This window comes from Paraprevotella xylaniphila YIT 11841 (assembly GCF_000205165.1).
Classification (GTDB): Bacteria; Bacteroidota; Bacteroidia; order Bacteroidales; family Bacteroidaceae; genus Paraprevotella; species Paraprevotella xylaniphila.
In genome coordinates this window covers 1-18984 of record NZ_GL883867.1, presented here as the reverse complement: position 1 = coordinate 18984, position 18984 = coordinate 1, and the positions used below count along the sequence as shown (strand labels likewise).

Genomic DNA, 18984 nt, shown 5'->3' with positions numbered 1-18984 from the left:
CTTCTTACGTATCTGAAATCATTTACCTGAGAACGGAAAATCATTCTCAGGCGAACGAAAAATCAATTGCCTGAGAACGATTTTTCATTTGCCTGAGAGTCGTTTAAGATATAACTTTTTCTTTTGAGATTTTGTGCTATTAGCTTAAAATATGTACCTTTACGGCACTAAACATTATACCTAATAATATGAAAAGAAACTTATTCATGTGTTTGTGTCTTGCGTCGAGTCTGCACGGTTGGGCACAAGTGGATATATCCGCTTACTTCTTGGAAAACCACGGTTTTGATACGAATTTCAATTACGATGCCCGGCAAACGGGCAATGTTTCCGGGGATGTCATAAACGAAGTTTACGGTTGGACGAACGAAACCACGGCCACTTATACCGTGGCCGGTACGTTTGCTTATAATCCGGAGGTGACGTTCAACAACAGTTTCGCGCTGCCGGCTTCAGGCTACGAAGGCTCGGAAGGCGGTGCGCTTGGATTGACGACGGGTTGGGGCATGCGGCTTGTGTATTCCCAAAGTGTGACCCTTCCTAAAGGAACTTACCGTTTGTCTTCGGCTTATTATAACGTGGGTACGTCCGGTGCCGGAAACAGCCTGTTGGCCTGGCTGCCGGATAACGGAACCGCTACGGTTTCCGACGTGAAAAATTTCCCCGTGCAGTCGTGGAAAACGGACGAGCTCATTTTTACGCTTACGGCACAAACCACCGGAAAGATACGCATCGGTTTTGCGGCCAACGAGGGGGTAGGGTCGGCCAACCATGCCAAGATTTTGGTGGATTACGTGAATTTGCTCTGCGATGAGATGGATAAGGGCGGCTTGGAAACAGCCCTTTCGGCGGCGCGGGCGGCTTACGGTGACGGCTCGGGTGTGTATGCCGAAGAATTGAAAGCTGCGATAGACGAAGCGCAGACGGTCTATGAAGACGAGCATGCCGCAGTTACGGATATCTTGGCCTCGACACAACGGTTGACGGAGGCCACGCAGACTTACCAATATAAAAACGCATCGCCGGAACATCCGCTGACCATGACTTCGCGCATCGTGAATCCCAATTTTGAGGACGGTACGACCGGTTGGGAAAACGATGGGATGCTCGCGCAGACCAACACGAGTTTTCCGGGCAAATCCGGTACTACTTATTTGGAGCGTTGGGTGAACATCGGGTCCAAAGTGCCGGATGTGGGTATCCGGCAGACGTTGGAAGGCATCCCCGATGGGAAGTACTGCCTGCGTGCTGCCGTGGGCAATATCCAGCAGAAAGGCACGAACAGCACGGTGAATGCCGGAGAGAAGCAGACGGGCGTTACCTTGTATGCCGGGATTTATGATATGCCAGTGGATACGATGAAGGCTCACAAAGACCTCTACTTTACGGTGGTGGACGGACAAGTTACCATCGGGTTTAAAGCCGAAAACGCTACGGGCAACTGGATTTGTCTCGACAACGTCCGCCTGTATTATCTCGGCGGGAACACCCCGGAAGATTATGCGGCTTATTTGTCGCGTTATGCCGATGATGTCCGTAAGGAATTGCAGGCGAAACATATCCAGTCTGCGGTCCGCCAGGCGGTGGAAGCAGCCATAGAAGCAGCCGAAAAAGCCTCGGCGGCGGAGAATCCGGATGAAAAAGCCATGGCAGAAGCGAAAGTCGCCTTGGACGAAGCCGTGACGGCTATCGAGGCCTCGGCGGCCGTCTATGATGTTTTGGCCGACGCGCTCCGCTATGCCGGACAAGTGAAGAACTGGTATGAAGAAGACGAGGAAAAGCGGGGAAAGATGGAGACGGCCATCCAAGCCGCACAGGAGGTTTGGGAGAATACGGAACAGACCGAGGAGCAAATCCGATCGGCCGCACAGGCTTTGCAGGATGTCACGCAGACGGTAGACAAGAAAGTCTATACGGCCCAGTGGTTGATGGGAGATGTCAACGACCCGGACAATGCTTATTATATCGGGCGTACGCGTCAGTCGAAGAATTGGATCCTGTTCTGGGAAAAAGGATACGGTGAGAATCCTTCCGTGTTCACATGCGGCAACCATACGATAGACATAGACGAGGTGCTGAGGAATGCCGAAATCGCCTTCGATTTCTACACGGATTCGCTGAAGTTCATCCGCCGGGGCAGGTCGAAGACCGACACTTACAAGATGGTCATCCGCTTGCGTTATGACCCATCTGCGTGGGAAGCTTCCGGTTCGGGCGTGGACGACCTTATCGGTTTGCTCACCCTTACGCCTTGGGCCGCCCCGTCGCGCAACTGGCAGACGCTTTACCACGAGATAGGCCACTGTTTCCAATACCAAGTGCATTGCGACAACGGCAACCAGAACGGTTGGATGTATGCCCCGGGCAACGGCAACGGGTGCGCTTTCTGGGAGCAGTGCGCACAATGGCAGGCCTATAAAATCATGCCGGCCGACCAGTTCAACAACGAATGGTTCGACGGTTACCTGCAAAACGTGCACAAGCATATCCTGCACGAATCGCCGCGTTACAACAATTATTTCATACAGGATTACTGGTGTTACAAGCACGGGATGGACTTCATGGGGCGGCTTTGGAACCAAAGCCGGAACCCGGAGGATGCCGTCGAGGCTTATATGCGTCTTACGGGCATCACGGACAGCGAATTCAATGACGAAATGTACGACTGTGCAGCCCGTTTCGCCACTTGGGACATTCCGGCCTTGGAAGAGTACGGGGCCGCGAAAGTGGACGGCCGTCCCTTGCCCGCCATGCTCAAGGTGGCCGACAATTATTGGCGCATCAGCCCCGCTGCGGCTCCTGAGAATACGGGGCATAACATCATCCGGCTGAATTTGCCCCGGAGGGTCGGCACGAGGGTGTCCGCTTGTTTTGAAGGCCTGAACCGCCAAGAGGGCTATCGTGTGAAGAATGCGACCTACGCGGAGTGGCGTTACGGTTTTGTAGCGTTGCTTAAAGATGGCAGCAGGGTGTATGGCGACATGGGAAAGTCTGTGTACCGTAACCCGAAGGATACGATATTCTTCGATTGTCCGGTGGACTGCAAACGGCTTTACTTTGTGGTGAGCGGAGGCCCGAAGAAATATTGGCGGCAAGTGTGGGACGACAACGACGCGAACGACGAACAGTGGCCCTATCAGGTAAAGTTCGGCAATACGAACCGTTACGGGTCGGCTAACCTTCCGGACGAGACGGGGATAGGCGAAGTGGAGATGGACGTGTCCGTACCTGTCGTGTCGGTATCTGGACGCACGTTGCGCGTGGAGCCGTCGCCCGTGGCGGCAGAGGTGCGCGTCGCTGCGCTCTCCGGTGTCTGCGTGGCGGACTTCCCGTGTGGGGTGTCGGCGGTAGAGACCACCTTGTCTCCCGGTTTCTATATCGTCCAAGTGTTGTCGGCCGACGGGCGCAACTTGGTGACGAAGAAAGTCGTGGTAAGGTAAAGACGTAAAAAGAAAATACTTAAACGATGAATACCGAAATGAAAACAACACACAAGACAACGTTATGGGCATGGTTGCTTTTGGCCGTGCTGTGCTGCGCTTCCCCGAAGGCGACAGCGCGGAAAGCGCGGACGTTCTCCCGTCCGGCGTGGGTGGGCAGTACCACTTCCACTATCCGTATTACGAAGGTGGAGTTTGCCGACACTGCTACGATTATCAGTTTCCACGAGCGGTACAAGCCGGGTTGGTGGATTCGAATGTCCAAGGATTCCTGGCTTCTGGGGGATGACAATCGGAAGTATAAAGCCTTGCGGGGCGAGGGCATTGTGTTGGGGGAACATTATGTGACTCCTCCAAGCGGTGAGGGCGAATTCAAGGTGGTGTTTGAGCCTATGCCCCGGAAAAACCGTTTCTTTGATTTTATCGAGGGGAATATGCAAGGGGCGTTTAATATCTACGGCGTGCACGAAGAGGGGAAAGCTCCCAAGGTGCCCGGCAAGCGGAAGCCGTTCGTGATGACACCCGAATTGGAGCGGCAGTTTTTCACGGCGGATACGGCTTGTGTCCGTGGCCGCATCGAGGGCTATTCACGCAGTCAGGGCTATTCCACCATGCTGTATAACCGTTGTGAGCCGACCACCGGCGAGCGCGTTCCCCTTGTGGTGGATATCCGTGAGGATGGCACGTTCGAGTTTCGTTTCTGGGCTTGGCATCCCGTGGAGGGGGCACTGTTGATAGAAGGCAAGGATTTCCGCGAGTGGTTGAACTTCTATGCCGTGCCGGGACAGACCACGGAGATGGTTATGCGGGCGGATGGTTCGGTGTCCTGCGCTTCTGCGCCTTCCGGCCCGTTCGGGCGGAAGCGTTCTTTGGAGCACGGGGTTTCGGAGCTTTGCGCTTACCCGTACGACGAGTTTTCCGCTGTTTCGGATTCGCTCGGTTTTAAAGATTTCACGGAAAACGCCATGAGGCGGATGCGCGAGCGGTTACGGGCGGTGGATTACGTGGCTTGGCGTTTCGGTTATACGCCGTGGGAACGTCACTTGGCGGAGTGCCAGACGCGGTTGGCGCATGGTATGGCAGTGTTCGATTACGAGATGAACCAAAATTTTGCCATCGACTATGAAAAAATGAAGTGGGAAGAAATACGGGCGAAAATGGCACCGTACCGTGACCCGGCCAACTACCGTTTCCTGCGCGAGATGCCTTGCGATGATGTATCCGCTTTGGTGCTTCGCGACTTGGATATATTCCTGAACCGTTATGAGTTTTCCTCAGTCATGCGCAGCCCTGCTGTATTGGTTGGTTCCATGGAACCGGACAGCGTGGCCAAAGAGGATGCAGTCATGATGGCCGTGGACACTGCGATATTGGGGGCGGACGAGCCTTCGCTACTCGGACGTTTGATGGTGTTGCGTGCCTTGTCTTCCGATTTGGGACGCAATTATAGTGAAGCACCGTCCATGTACGACAGCATTTACCAAAACCGCTTGGCATATATGAACCGTGAGGTGTTGCGTGTTCAGGCCGGGCGGTTGCTCGAACAGGCACGTCGCCGCAACACGCTTACTTACGCCCTGCCCGATACGGAAGGCGGGAAACTGTTGCGCCGCCTCACGGAGAAGTACCGGGGCAAATATGTCCTGATAGATTTTTGGGGAATGTTTTGTGGGCCTTGCCGTTCGGGCATCGAGCGTTCCAAGCCGATGCGCGAGGCCTTGCGCAACCATCCCGATGTGGATTTCCTGTTTATCAGCACCGAAGGGGAAGGCCCGGAAGAGAACTACCGGAAGTATGTGGACGAACACCTGTCCAGGGAAGACGTGGTACAGGTGAGTCGCGACGACTTTAACCGTCTGATGGAGTTGTTCAATTTCTTGGGGATTCCGCATTACGAGACGCTCGACCGCATGGGGAATGTGGTGCGGAGCGGTTTGCGCTATGCGCCGGAAGCGCAGTTCCGTTTGCATTTAGAGGACTTGAAACGACAGTTGGAACCCTGATGTAACACCTTTTAAACCATGAAGCCTATGAAACGGTATGTAATATTTTTCATCTTGTTCAATAGCTTTGTCTTGCACGGTATGGCTCAGTGGGATACTTGCCGGACGGCTGAATTGCACAAAGCCTATAACCGGCTGAAGTCTGACACCACACAAAAGGCACAGGAGGAATTCTTTTGGGCTTTTCCAAGAAATTGGAATGAATATCTCATCATGGATTATGAAGTGGGCAACCGTAATGAAGAAAACATCTACGACTATGTAGAAGCATTTGGGGGACTTACTGCCATTAACGACACCACATATTGCGCCAAACTCATTTCTGTTGTCCGGGGAGCTTACTATGATGCCGATGGCCCCAATTACTTGCGCAGTCTATTACATGGGGTGATGGGTGATTCTTCTCATGAAAGTGGGTATTACACTCCCCATGGAAAGGAAAACATGCCTTTCATCATGCTTTGGCTATTGTCTCGTGAGTTGAAAGGGGACATCATGCGGTTCTGGCAGTTTTATTGGTCGAAGTTGTATTTTGAAGAAGACGGGGGAGCGGGTAATGACTACAGCTTTAATGACGACTTCTACCGTTTGCGGGGCATAGTGGAAAAGGAATACCCCGACATGGTGGAACCCATGACCATTGCCTACCGCTACTTCCATCATGGGGTCATGTTTCTATCAAGCTATAATGATTGGTGGCTTGAACGGCATGTGCTTTATTGAATAGGGATTGCCGTTATTTCCATACGGAAACGTGGACTTGGGATAAGAAAACTTTAATAAATGAAAAACGATGAGACATTATTTGAATTATCTATTGTCGGCGATTGTCCTCTTGTGCGGCGGAGGGCTGTTGAGGGCGCAGGAAGCGCAAGTTTGCGATGTGAAGAACCCCATAGTGGGCGACCGTAACATGGAGACGGTGGAAATCAGCCGCGTGGAGTGCACACCGGAAACTACGACCTTGTATATGGAGGCTTATAACCGCAAGGGGTTTTGGATTCAGTTGGATTCCGTCCTGCATTTGCGCGGTGCTGTGACGGGGCTAGACTATCCCTTGCGGCGTTGCGAGGGGGTGGCGTTGGGGCAGCACGTGTATATGCCCGATTCCGGTAATGTGAGTTTCCGTCTGGTCTTTCCACCGTTGGATGGCCGTGATACTTCGTTCGACTTCATGGAAAGAGGAAAAGGCGGTGGATTCATCAAAGGCGTGAACCTAAAGGAGGAACGTGAAGGCAAGTTGCATTGCCGCTTGACGGGGATGGTGGAGAAGCCGACGGAGGCGAGCCGCCTCGTGTTGCACCGCTACGGGTTGGATGCTAGGGTAAAGCCTTTTATTTCTATTCCGGTGCATAACGGGAAGTTTGAATATGATTTGTACACAGACCATGCGGAGGCTTGGGAAGTTTATCTGTGGCACGACTGGTTGAATGGAGGTTACTATCCTGCAAAGTTCTTGGGGGAGAATGCCACCCTGCATATTACTTTTCCAGATAAGGGAAGGCCGAAAGTGGAGACCGACGGGACGGAGAACCGGATCATGTTGTATGTGGAGCATCAGGTCGATAGCATATTCAGTCCCAAGTATGCACTGTACAATGCCCGAGTGGATACCCTTTACAGTGAGGATGATTGTTATACTCCGGCAGGCAAGGACTTGTATGAACGCCTGAGGGCGGCAGAGACGCAGGAAGAGGCAAACAAGATTTATAAGCAACTGGACAGTCTGGAAAAGTCCCGCAGGCTTTATTCGCCCCGGATGATGGCTTTGGAGGACTACCTTGCCGTCTGCCGTGCAGAAGAGAAGTCGTGGCGGCTTCGCGAGGCGGCACGCAAGCCCTCGGTGTCCGGCCTGTCCTTCTTGCGTTCCGAGTTGGACAATTTCGAACATCCGGACAGCCTGAAACAAGCGTTGTGGGCGGTTTATGATTCCGTCTATGCCGGTTATTTGCCGGGACATCCTTACCATGCCGTCGTGAACACTTTGCGCCAATCCCGGACATTGGCCGAAGGAAAGCCTTATCCCGATTATGAAATTACGGGTAGAGACGGCCTTCCTTTGCGTATGTCCAGTCTGATACGCGGCAAGATAGCCTTTGTGGACTTGTGGGCTTCGTGGTGCGGCCCGTGCCGTGCGAATTCCAAATCCATGATACCCGTTTATGAGGAGTTCAAGGACAAGGGCTTCACGGTGGTGGGCATAGCCCGCGAGAAGTGCCGGAGCGACATGGATCAGGCTGTGCTGAAAGACGGCTATCCTTGGGCTTGTTATGCCGAGGTGGAGGATGCCAATAATATATGGTCTTTACACGGTATAGGAAACTCCGGCGGAGGTACTTTCCTTGTCGACAGTGACGGAACCCTGTTGGCTGTCGGGGCTTCGGCCGACGAGGTGCGCGAAATCTTGCGGAAGAAGTTGGGTGGTAAATCAGGGCATTGAGGAACCTTATCTTTTAAAAAACAGCTTTCCCCCGGAAACGTATTGGCCTGCGTTTACCGGGGGAGGTTGTTTTTGTAGGGATAACCTTTAAGCCTTGGCTTTCGCCATATCCTGCGTTTACCGGCACTTATTTCGATGCGTCCAACGCCTGCTGGATGTCTTCGATGATGTCTTCTACATTTTCGATGCCGACTGACAGGCGGATGAGGTCGGGTGCCACTCCGGCTTCGCGCAACTGTTCGTCGGAGAGTTGGCGGTGCGTATGGCTGGCCGGATGCAGTACGCAAGTGCGGGCATCGGCCACATGCGTCACGATGCAAATCATCTTCAAGCTGTCCATGAACCGGATGGCATCTTCTTTCGTGCCTTTCAGGCCGAATGCGATGACACCGCACGACCCGTTCGGCAGATACTTTTGCCCTAATTCATAATATTTGTTACTTTTCAGTCCGCAGTAGTTCACCCAAGCCACCCGTTCGTTCTTTTCGAGGTATTCGGCCACGGCCTGCGCGTTGCGGCAATGCTGTGGCATGCGCAGGTGCAGGGTTTCCAGTCCGAGGTTGAGCAAGAATGCGTTTTGGGGGCTTTGGATGGAACCTAAGTCACGCATGAGTTGCGCCGTGGCTTTGGTGATGTAAGCCATCTTGCCGAAAGCCTTGGCATAAGTCAGCCCGTGGTAACTTTCGTCCGGTTGGCAGAGTCCCGGGAACTTGTCGGCATGGGCATTCCAGTCGAAGTTCCCGCTGTCCACGATGGCACCGCCTACCGATGTGGCGTGCCCGTCCATGTATTTGGTGGTGGAATGGGTCACGATGTCTGCCCCCCATTCAAACGGGCGGCAGTTGATGGGCGTGGCAAACGTGTTGTCCACAATCAAGGGTACACCGTGTTTGTGGGCCATGCGGGCAAAGCGTTCTATGTCGAACACGTGGCCGCCCGGGTTGGAGATGGTTTCGCCGAAGAAACATTTGGTGTTCGGACGGAAGGCGGCTTCGATGCGTTCATCGTCCCATTCCGGGTCGACGAATGTGCATTCGATGCCTAACTTTTTCATGGTGACTCCGAACAGGTTGTATGTTCCTCCATAAATAGTATTGGAAGTGACGAAATGGTCGCCTGCCTGACAGATGTTGAATACGGCATAGAAGTTGGCCGCTTGTCCTGAAGATGTCAGCATGGCACCTACGCCTCCTTCCAGTTCGGCAATCTTGGCAGCCACGGCATCGTTTGTGGGGTTTTGCAACCGGGTATAGAAATATCCCGTGTCTTCCAAGTCGAACAAACGAGCCATCTGTTCGCTGTTGTCATATTTAAAAGTAGTACTTTGATAAATAGGTAAAACGCGCGGTTCGCCTTTCTTGGGTGTCCATCCGGCCTGTACGCAAACAGACTCTTTTCTGAGTTTCTTTTCCATTTTGTGTTTACAAATTGAATTCTATTTCTTGTCGATTTTAAGTTTCTTGATTTTTGTCGGTTGTGGCTTTTTTTCATCTAATATTTCCTGTCGCCATGCCGGTACAGGGTAGGTCACTATATCTTGGTATTCCAAATGCAGTTCCGGAATCTCTTCGGCATCTTCCGGCCTGAACGGGATGCGGTTGGGGTGTATCCGCGTGATTTCCACTTGGCAAAATCCTTTCCGGATGAATCCTAACTCACGTGCTGCCGCCTTGGACAGGTCGATGACATAACGTTTCGAGAAAGGGCCGCGGTCGGTTACTCTCACCACCACTTCTTTCCCATTTAGGGGGTTACGTACTTTCAGCAGGGTACCGAAAGGGTACTTCTTGTGTGCGCAGGTCATGCTGTCGCGGTGGTATCTTTCGCCGTTGCTCATTTTTCTTCCATGTAGCTTGTCGGAATAATAACTGGCTTTTCCGGTCAGTTGCTTTTGAGCCGGAACAGTTGTTATTCCACATACTAAGCAAAAACAGCACGCAAAGAATTTTTTTAATGCCATACGCTTCCTTGTTTTCGTGAGTCAGCCCTTTTTCCCGACAAGTTGGCTGACTGAAAATTTCTGCAAAATAAGGCTTTTTGTCCATTTCTCCAAACAAATCTTTGTTTTATTGTGTTTTATGAACGGTTTTTTGCGATTGATAGATGGCGTGGAATGTTAATGTACTAGACGATAAGGGTTAAAAGAATTAAAAACAAAGATTCCATTGTGCTTCTTGGTGGTGTATGTTCGTAAGCCGTATAAAAACAAATGAAAAAGTGATATTAACCTAAGTTTAATTCATTAAAAATGTAGAAATGAACAAAAATTTGCTTTTCACAGCGGCACTGATGAGTGCTATGGCTAGTACCGCGCAGATGACATGGGCTGATGTGCGGAATGTCAACAGAGTTGAGAATTCTTGGGCTATGCCTATGGATGAAAATGCTGAACTGCCCGTCCCTTTGGCCTTTTATGATTTTCAGTCGGAAACGGCAGAGGGGTATGAACTGAAAAGCTTTGGCAACGGGACAAAGCCAGAATTTTCAATGGTCAGCGAAACGGAACAATGTTTGGACTTTATGGCTTCAGATAATCGAAATATGGGGTATGTGCAAATCGCAAATCCTTTTAAAGACAAGACACTTGACAACGGCGCCACAATCTCTTTGTGGGTGTATCGTACCGGAACTGCAGACAATTCCGTTTGGGGATTTGGATTGGGAACAGACGGTTATGAGGATCAAAATACGAGTGGAATGTTAGGCTTCCAGGCCAATACTTATATGGTGTACAACATAGCTAAGATTGATGGTTCGTGGATTGACTTTAATGGTGGTCCTGGTGGATCTTCGTCCAATGCCATTCCTGTGGGTCGGTTTGCCATGATTGCAATGGTGTTTACAAAGGATGGCTGCACGTTCTATGTGGATGGGAAGAAAGTGGAATATGGTCCTTCTAATTCGAGTGCTGACGTTTCTACTTTATATCCGGGCATATTGGAGAACATTTCCAACCATTTCACTCATTTCTATGTGGGAAAAGGTACGTTTACGGGAACGTTCGAGGGCAAGGCTGATAAGCTTGGGCTGTATGACAAGGCGTTGACGGCAGAAGAAGTTGAAAACATCTATGATAGCCAAAAAGCTAGTTTGGTATCTGAAATAGAAGATTTGACTTCAAAAATGGTAAATCCGGATTTCAGCGATACTGACGATGCGTTGAAAGGATGGGAGAGGAATGCTGAACCGAATCGTATAGATAAGGGAATGCCATATTGGGAAGCTAATGGTTCTGCAGTGGATTTTTGGCAAGAAGTAGAATTGCCTAATGGGGTGTATAATGTTTCCGTTCAAGGACAAGCCGGAATTGGTGGCCGTGTGAATTTCTATGTCGACGGTGCAACAGGAAGAAAAGAGGTTGGATTGCGTGAGGTCATGGGATGGACAGACAATGGAAATGCAAAGTACGAGGACGTTGCTGGAATTTGGGATGAGGACAAAGAGATTGGGCGTACTTATATTAACAATGTTTTGGTTCTTGATGGAAAATTAAAAGTCGGAGTGAATCTTTTTTCTCCTTATAAAAATTGCTATTTGTTCTTTGATAATTTCCGGTTGGAAAAAACCGGAAGCGGAATGATTGAAGTGAAAGAGTTGTACGATGATATGAAAGAAAAAGCTCAGGCTATGGATGTGTCCGGTTTGCCAGAAACATTTAAAGAACGTATGGCGGAGGCTTTGGCGAAAGAGCCGGAACAGACTGTGGACGGTTGGGCAAAAGCATATCTGGCTTTGAAGCAGGTTTATGAGGTATGCCATTGTTATATGACGGATTGCCCTATTGCTGCATTGGTTGAGACTTGTAAGGAGTATGAACAGAACTCAGAGGCTTCGGATGAAATCAAGAGTGTATTTGCAACCGCTATTACGGACGCAGGGAAAGCATCGTGCGATAAGGAGGAGGATTTGAGAAAGGCTTATAATGCTTTGGAGAATGCTCGTCGGGTTTTTGTACAATCGGCTACCCCTATGGGTGAACAACAGTTCGACATGACGTTTATGTTGAAGAATCCGGATGTTTCAGGTTTCGGAAGTTGGAGCGCAGTAGAAGGATGGAACGGTGATAATGCGAATGTTGCAGGTTGGGGAGTTCGTGCACAACATAATGCAGCTCAAGCCGGTGAAACGAGTGGGGATGCTTTCTTTGAATGTTATGCTGATGGCGTATTACCGGATGGCTTATGGGCTATATATCAAACGGTAAACTTGTCTTCAGGATTTTATACCATGCGTTTGGCTACCTTTGCGGGGCCGGTGAATAATGTGCCGGGTACGGGTGAAGCCAAGGTGGCTTTATATGCTGGGGAGAAACGAGGAGATGAGGTGAAGTCTACAGCATTGGCTTATCGTGAGGTCTCTTTCTGTCAGAGTACGGAAGAGGAAGTGCGTTTGGGCGTGAAGACGGAAGAGGGTAATCTGGCCAACTGGATAGGCTGTAACGACATGAAACTCTATAAAGTGGCTCCCAAGGCCGAGGCTTTGGCTTTGGATGAGTCCAAGGCTTATGACGTGAAAGCTGACATGTATGCTGATGTGACCCTTCAGCGCAAGTTGGTGGCCGGAAAGTGGAACACTTTCTGTGTGCCTTTTGCCCTGACTGCCGAACAGGTTGAGGCCAATAAACTGGGTGAGGTAAGGCGGTTAGGTGGAATGCAAGCGTCGGGAAAGGATATTACGTTGGATTTCGGCAAGGTGGATGCCGTGGAAGCCGGTGTGCCTTATTTGGTGAAGCCGGTAGGAACTGTGACGGAAATCAAGGCAGACGGGGTGATGGTCAGTGCAAAACAGCCGGAAGCTTTTCCGATGAATTTGGTTTCGATGACCGGAAACTACGGTGCCACCACAGTACCGCAAGGGGCATACTTTATCAATGACGATATGTTCTATTTGGCCGACCAAGCAGACAAGGTAAGCCTGAAAGGCTTCCGCGCCTATATCAATGTGGAGTCGGAATCTCCGGTTGCCGGTGTCAACCGCTTGCTCATCGAAATAGACGGATCGGTGACTCGTGTCGGTGAAGTGTTGGGTAACACGGCGGAAGATGGCGGAAAGATAGTTGATGTGTTTACTCTGAGTGGCGTGAAGGTGAAGGTCGGTGTGAAGAAGGCTGAAGCCCTCCGTGGTTTGGAACGCGGCATCTACATCGTGGACGGAAAGAAAGTAATCAAATAAAAGGTATGAACTTATAAAAACTAATAAACAATGGAAAAGAAAACGTATGTGTCTCCCCGTGTGGAGATGGTAAAGATGGAAGTCTCGGATATGATGGCTTGCAGTGTGAATGCGGGTGGTGACGTGAATATCGGTTATGGCGGTAACGCCTCTGAACATGATATCATCGAGGCGTATTCGAATAAAAACGGAGGATGGGATATTTGGTAAGTCCTTTATGAAATAGAGGGGATGCCGTATCCTTTTTTGGGAAAGGGCGGCATTCTTTTTTGCTGAAAATATATGGATAGAAAAGTTTTATTGTCATGAAACGAAGATTATTATTGTGTTTATTTAGTGTAGCTCTCGTGGCAGGCACGTTGTATGCCCAAGAGGCAGCTTTCCGCCACCCTGGCCTGCTACACTCGGAGGATGACTTTGAGGCCGTGCGTGCTCGCTTGGCCTCAGGGGATGAGCATGCTTTGGAGGCTTTGGAAGCCTTGCGTACGGCTCCTCCCGTAAATGGAGACCACGGACATAACTGGGGCGTGAACGAGTATATTTCACGTGGAATATCCGGTCAGGAGAATTATATGAATGCTTACCGTAATGCGGCGCGGGCTTATCAATGTGCATTGTTATGGAAGATTACGGGAGATGAGGGCTATGGCGACGTGGCCATAGACGTATTGAATGCTTACCGTATCTATAACAAAGGACTTGCCGGCAATACGAATGTCTCGTTGATTCCCGGATTTATCGGTTACCAGTTTATCAATGCTGCCGAAATCATGCGCGATTATAAGAAATGGCCGGAAGAAGATTTTGAATTGTTTAAGCAATACATGATAGATGTATGGTTTACTACGGCACAAGATTTTTTGGAACGTCGGCATGATACGGTAGAGCGCGAACAAAACTGGTATCATTACCATAGTAACTGGGGATTGGGAAATGCGCTTTTCTGTGTTTCTTTGGGGGTATTATGCGACTTACCGGACATATATAATTACGGTATGTATTGGTTGAAAGAAGGTCCGGGCAATGAGTCGCTTTGCGTGACGGCCCTTCATCCCGATGCGTTCGGACAGGGTTTGTGTGGCTATGGTTGGGGACTGATACCTTGGTTCCATAAAGATGAGCGTGCCCCCTTAGGTTATTTGAACCAAATGCAAGAGAGCGGGCGCGATCAAGGGCATGCCATGGCGGCGTTGGGCTTGTTGTCGTACGCTTTTGAGTCGGCTTACAATCAGGGAGACAATGCTTTTTGCAATTTGACGAATACGCTAATACCAGGCCAGGCCGGTGCGGCGATGGTAGCCGGTGCGGCAGAATACGTGGCAGCATACAATAGTGGCACGGACGACCTGCCTTATAAACAGAATTGGTGGATGGGGGGATTGAATGCTACCGGACGCGGGCAATGGCGCCCTATTTGGCAGTTGTTCATCAATCATTACGAGAACCGGATGGGAATCCCGATGAACTTTTGCCGGACGATGAAAGGGATTATCGGTATGGAGCGTGGCGGTGGTTCGTATGGGAACAACAGCGGTGGGTATGACCATACAGGGTTCGGCGACTTGATGTACAGTGACCGGCCGGTTACTGCGGAACAAGTGCCTACAATTCTTTTTCCTGTGATAGCCGGAAAGACGGAAACCCGAAAATATGCGGAAATCCGAGATGTGGAACCGGGGGCTGTATTGACCTTGTCGGCTACTTTACCCGAGGGGGAGAGCAATACGGGAAAATGGACATGGGATGACGGGGCGGCCGGACAGCAACGGCAAGTCACGGCTGAACATTCCGGAATATATCGTCTTACGTACACGAATACCCATGGAATAAAGAGTACACAAATGTTTTCCGTGTCCGTACGCGGTGAGGGGATTAAAGGAACGTTGTCCTCAACGGCCGTATATAACGGTCAGGTGGTGGAAGGCAGTGAAGTCTTGATGGGAAAAGGGCGTTCGCTGACCGTGAGCACTTCTTATGCGAACTGGAATTACATAGAAAGTGAAATATGGTATGATGAGAACGGCAGGCAGCTGGCCACGGGAGGTTCCTATACCTATACTTTAGAGGATGACCAGGAGCACGAGTTGATATTCCGTTTGACCAACCAGTCGGGAGTCGTGATAGAGAAATCCTTCCATATTATTCCCAATGAGAATGAGTTGACTCATTCTTTGCCGGACCCTGATTGTGAGAAACCTGAACTGTGGGCGGTGGACGTGGAAGGTTTTCAAAAGGGTGTGTCGTCAGTTTCGGGGTTAAGCCAACCTTATATCGAACGTAAACGTACGGCTTCGGAGGATGGTCGGACTTGTTGGGGACAGGAACGTTTTAACATATTCCAGACCCTTGAAGGTTTGAAGCCGGGTAAATATGAATTGGGGGCATCTGTCATTGCCACGCAACAAGGCAAGAGCGGAGAGGCTGCCCGTAATTATGTAAAAGATGTGTATTTGTATGCCGACGGGGTAAATACGCCGGTGGCTTCACTGGATGGGGAGGCCGGACGTTTTACGGTAGAGTTCTATGTCGGCGAAGAGGGCAAGGTGACTTTCGGAGCCAAGAATATGACCGATCAGAATTATGCTTATTCGGCGAATGGTATGAATTGGTTTGCCATGGATAACTTTAGTTTGCTTTACCTTGGGGAGACGGATTTGTCAGTTGATTTGTCCGCTATGCGAAAAGAGGCGGATGCCATTCGGGAGGATGAGGTGACACCTGCGCTTTGGCTGCAGTTGCTCGGATTGAAAGAATCGGCTTCGGATGGGATAGAGACGGCCGTGCGTTATCAACGCGTGTTGGGAGAGATACACCTGTTGCAGGTGCATTATGAGGACTACAAGGACGCGTACGAGAGGTATAAGAAGTTTGTGGAGACGGAGGGAGTGGACGATGCCTCATTGAAAGAAGCATTGGAGCTTTTTGCCGCAGCAGGTTCGGCCGATGAGGTTTTCAGGGCTTATGGGAATTTGGATAAGGCTTGGAAGGTCTATTTACCCCATGTGGGCAAAGCCGTGGATGTCAGTTCGGTTTTGCCGGACGGAGGGTGTCTGTTACCTTCGGGAAACGACGTGATGTTTGATAACCGTACGCATTGGATGACCGATGCTGAAGGTGGTAATTATCGTGTGTTTGCCATAGACGGGTCGGATGCGCAGCGTGGGGATGCTACGGGAGAGAACATGATAGAACGTTATTGTACGGGCAATTTCTTGGCCGGACAGCGTTTGATTTATGCGTCTGCATCCGGGTTGCCTGTTGGGCGCTATATCTTCAAGGCGGTTGCACAGAAAGGAGCCGACGGAGGGGTAATAGAATTGTTTGCCAATGACGGCAGGTCTCCGGTGACATCGGTTAAGGTTTTGCGTGGGACGGAAGTGGCGACGGATGTACTTGACCAAGATTTGACAGTGGGAGTGGAATCTGGTTTGAATAATGCATGTCAGTGGGTATCGTTTGCCGACGTGGCTTTGGAGTATCAAAGTCCGTACATGTTGCTTGAAGAAGCGGTGGCGGCTTCAGATACGTTGACGTATGGTGAAGACAAGGGCGGTGCTCTGAAAAAGGCGGTCGATGAGGGGCGTGTATTATTGGTGTCCGGTAAGGCACGTGAACGTATGGCGGCTTATCATACCTTGTTGGATGCGATGGAGCAATACCGTTTGGATAATGCGTCTGTTGCACATCCGGTCGATTTGACGGCGCGGATACAAAATGCTGGTTTTGACATTGGGAATACGACCGGGTGGACGCTTACGGTATCGGATGCGAACTATCCTAAGTTCAGTCAGGGGGTGATGGAGTTCTGGCATACCACTTTTGATTGTCATCAATTGTTGACAGGACTTCCGTTAGGAAACTGCCGGGTGAGTATGCAGGCGCGAAGCGATTTGGGCACATCCAATAAGCACTTCCGGTTGTATGTGAAGACTACCGGTGGTTTACCGGTTTCGGTGTATAGTGTGGATAAGACGCGGGCCGATGGGGCGAATACGGCATTGCATCTGGGGCAGAATGCAGAGGACTTGAATGCCGATGCAACCGTTTCGCGTATTTATACAGATGTTTTTGTGGGTGATGGACAGTTGACCGTGGGCGCAGTATGCGATAATGCCGGAATGTGGTGTGTGATGAATGATTTCGTATTGGAGTATCTGGGCGTAGGAGATGATGACTTGCGACAGACGTGGGAGGCACAGGTGGATGTGGCTCGCTCACTCGACCGCGAACTTTTGCCGCAAGCTGTAGAAACGTTGTTGGATGAGGCTGTGGCAGTAGACGTGTCTTCCATTACAGTGGATTCTCTGGGGCGGGCGTTGTCTGGCTTGATGAAGGAAATAGAGAATGCCCGCAGTGTCATGGTGGATTATGAAGTATATCGGAACCGGAAAATGGTGGCAGAGGAGATTGCCGGGAATTCTGTCCCTAAATTGAGTTCTTCGCTTACGATTTTCAAGAACAACATTGCGTCTGCCGCAACGGAGGCTGAGAAAGCCGTAGATGTGTCGGCTGTGCAGAAAGCGTGCGAGAATTTAGAGTCCGCACGCCAGAGGTACGTGATAGATGCGGAACCGCTGAACGGCATTGCTTTTGACATGACGTTCAAGGTGAATAATGCCGCTTGCGATGCGGACGGCGGCTGGTTGAACGACGGGACGGTGAACTTCCGTTCCTTGGTCAATACTGCACAGAATGGGGAATACGGAGGTGGTGTGTTCTATGAAAACTGGATTGGTCCGGGCAATGAACTGAAGGATGGGAAACGCCCCATTTACCAGACGGTGGGTTCGCTCCCGAATGGAAACTATGAATTGACGGCTGCGGCATTCCGAAAGGTGGAATTGAGCAGTGCCGATGTGGCAGGCATGAATGTGGCTCTGTATTTGAACGGGCAGCAGACTGACGTGACATCTGCGGTGCTGGATTATTTCTCAGTGGAAGGTGCGGTTTCTTCTCGTACGGCTGAAATAGGTCTGGTGGGCGGTGCCGGCAATACGGCAAATTGGGTTGGTTTGGCAGATGTGAAGTTGATGTATTATGGCAGTGACGTATCGGAGTTGAGTGAGGACGATAGTCGTTTTGACGTGCGGGACGGGACGTATGGCACGGTGACAGTACGGCAGAACTTGTTGTCGGGGCTGTGGAATATGGTTTGCTTGCCGTTTGATTTGTCTTCGGCTCAGGTTCGAAAGTATTTTGAAGAGGTGAAAGCGTTGGAAAGCGTGGAACTGGCCGGAGAGGATTGTAACTTGAATTTTGGGAATGTGCGCGACATGGTAGCGGGAGTACCTTATCTGGTAAAGGTGGCTCAGACGGTCTCTGTGCAAACTTATGAGAAAGTGACAATAGATGCAGATGCCGTTTCGTCTGGTGCAGCAGTTGTTTCAGATGGAGCTGTTACGGTTTGTTTGCAGGGAACTTTCCAAAAGGTGGCGTCCTACGGAGATAATGTATATGCTTATGAACCGAACGTATTTTCAAAAGCCGAAACGGGAACGGAAATTAAAGCTTTCCGAGGCTATTTGGAGTTAGAGGGAGTTTTCCCGAAGCGTTTGAATCTTTATATAGATGGTGAACAGACGGGGGTACGGTTGGTGAAAGGAGCAGATGAGGATGCAAAGGTCAATGTCTACACTACAGACGGAAAACTTATCAGGTCAGCGGTGAAGCGGAATGCTGCCTTGCAGGGGTTGCCTTCCGGAGTGTATGTCGTGGACGGGAAGAAGTGTGTGAAGTGAAAGTTTTTCGTTTTTTGGGGGACTCTTTCTTGATTTGAATAAGAATCGATTATGTCCAAACTGAAATGAAAACCGGAGAAGGTTATATGTTATAACTGAATATGTAGAAGAGTCATGTCAAACTCGGTTTCGAGGGTACATGGCTCTTTATTTATGATCACATACGGGATATAAACGTGCTGTTCGCGTTC

Annotated in this window: 9 protein-coding genes; 7 read left to right on the top strand and 2 right to left on the bottom strand. The window is 50.3% G+C overall.

All coding sequences use genetic code 11. The annotated features are described in order from the left end of the window. Nucleotides 1-188: 188 nt before the first annotated feature. The 4 genes from HMPREF9442_RS09930 to HMPREF9442_RS09915 all read left to right on the top strand — a co-directional run bounded on the left by HMPREF9442_RS09930 (nt 189) and on the right by HMPREF9442_RS09915 (nt 7883). Nucleotides 189-3440 (top strand): DUF6055 domain-containing protein, encoded by a 3252-nt coding sequence (locus HMPREF9442_RS09930; protein WP_008628141.1) that lies wholly within the window; start codon nt 189-191, stop codon nt 3438-3440. 38 nt (nt 3441-3478) lie between these two features. Continuing rightward, a complete protein-coding gene (locus tag HMPREF9442_RS09925; RefSeq protein WP_253271088.1) occupies nt 3479-5443 on the top strand; it encodes a TlpA family protein disulfide reductase in 1965 nt (654 codons plus the stop codon). Between the two features lie 27 nt (nt 5444-5470). Continuing rightward, entirely contained in the window at nt 5471-6166 is a 696-nt protein-coding gene (locus tag HMPREF9442_RS09920) for a hypothetical protein (protein WP_147639907.1), read from the top strand. Between the two features lie 70 nt (nt 6167-6236). Continuing rightward, nucleotides 6237-7883 carry a TlpA family protein disulfide reductase gene (locus tag HMPREF9442_RS09915; protein WP_008628138.1) on the top strand — a complete coding sequence of 549 codons (1647 nt, stop codon included), beginning with the start codon at nt 6237-6239 and terminating at the stop codon, nt 7881-7883. A gap of 127 nt (nt 7884-8010) precedes the next feature. On the opposite strand, the gene HMPREF9442_RS09910 is transcribed toward HMPREF9442_RS09915, so the two are convergent. Together HMPREF9442_RS09910 and HMPREF9442_RS09905 are read right to left on the bottom strand one after the other, a co-directional pair. Further along, nucleotides 8011-9297 carry an O-acetylhomoserine aminocarboxypropyltransferase/cysteine synthase family protein gene (locus HMPREF9442_RS09910; RefSeq protein WP_008628137.1) on the bottom strand — a complete coding sequence of 429 codons (1287 nt, stop codon included), beginning with the start codon at nt 9295-9297 and terminating at the stop codon, nt 8011-8013. A gap of 21 nt (nt 9298-9318) precedes the next feature. After that, a complete protein-coding gene (locus tag HMPREF9442_RS09905; protein ID WP_008628136.1) occupies nt 9319-9843 on the bottom strand; it encodes a septal ring lytic transglycosylase RlpA family protein in 525 nt (174 codons plus the stop codon). A gap of 296 nt (nt 9844-10139) precedes the next feature. On the opposite strand from HMPREF9442_RS09905, the gene HMPREF9442_RS09900 reads away from it, so the two are divergent. The 3 genes from HMPREF9442_RS09900 to HMPREF9442_RS09890 all read left to right on the top strand — a co-directional run bounded on the left by HMPREF9442_RS09900 (nt 10140) and on the right by HMPREF9442_RS09890 (nt 18793). After that, nucleotides 10140-13055, top strand: a complete 2916-nt coding sequence (locus HMPREF9442_RS09900; RefSeq protein WP_008628133.1) for a LamG-like jellyroll fold domain-containing protein — start codon at nt 10140-10142, stop codon at nt 13053-13055. Between the two features lie 30 nt (nt 13056-13085). Further along, nucleotides 13086-13265: a hypothetical protein gene (locus HMPREF9442_RS09895; RefSeq protein WP_008628132.1), complete on the top strand. Its 180-nt coding sequence runs from the start codon at nt 13086-13088 to the stop codon at nt 13263-13265. 95 nt (nt 13266-13360) lie between these two features. Beyond that, complete coding sequence (locus HMPREF9442_RS09890; RefSeq protein WP_008628131.1) at nt 13361-18793, top strand: alginate lyase family protein; 5433 nt, start codon at nt 13361-13363, stop codon at nt 18791-18793. The last annotated feature ends 191 nt before the right edge of the window (nt 18794-18984 follow it).

Coding starts and splice junctions, on each gene's coding strand:
- HMPREF9442_RS09930 (WP_008628141.1), top strand. CDS start 189: ATGAAAAGAAACTTATTCATGTGTTTGTGTCTTGCGTCGAGTCTGCAC.
- HMPREF9442_RS09925 (WP_253271088.1), top strand. CDS start 3,479: ATGAAAACAACACACAAGACAACGTTATGGGCATGGTTGCTTTTGGCC.
- HMPREF9442_RS09920 (WP_147639907.1), top strand. CDS start 5,471: ATGAAACGGTATGTAATATTTTTCATCTTGTTCAATAGCTTTGTCTTG.
- HMPREF9442_RS09915 (WP_008628138.1), top strand. CDS start 6,237: ATGAGACATTATTTGAATTATCTATTGTCGGCGATTGTCCTCTTGTGC.
- HMPREF9442_RS09910 (WP_008628137.1), bottom strand. CDS start 9,297: ATGGAAAAGAAACTCAGAAAAGAGTCTGTTTGCGTACAGGCCGGATGG.
- HMPREF9442_RS09905 (WP_008628136.1), bottom strand. CDS start 9,843: ATGGCATTAAAAAAATTCTTTGCGTGCTGTTTTTGCTTAGTATGTGGA.
- HMPREF9442_RS09900 (WP_008628133.1), top strand. CDS start 10,140: ATGAACAAAAATTTGCTTTTCACAGCGGCACTGATGAGTGCTATGGCT.
- HMPREF9442_RS09895 (WP_008628132.1), top strand. CDS start 13,086: ATGGAAAAGAAAACGTATGTGTCTCCCCGTGTGGAGATGGTAAAGATG.
- HMPREF9442_RS09890 (WP_008628131.1), top strand. CDS start 13,361: ATGAAACGAAGATTATTATTGTGTTTATTTAGTGTAGCTCTCGTGGCA.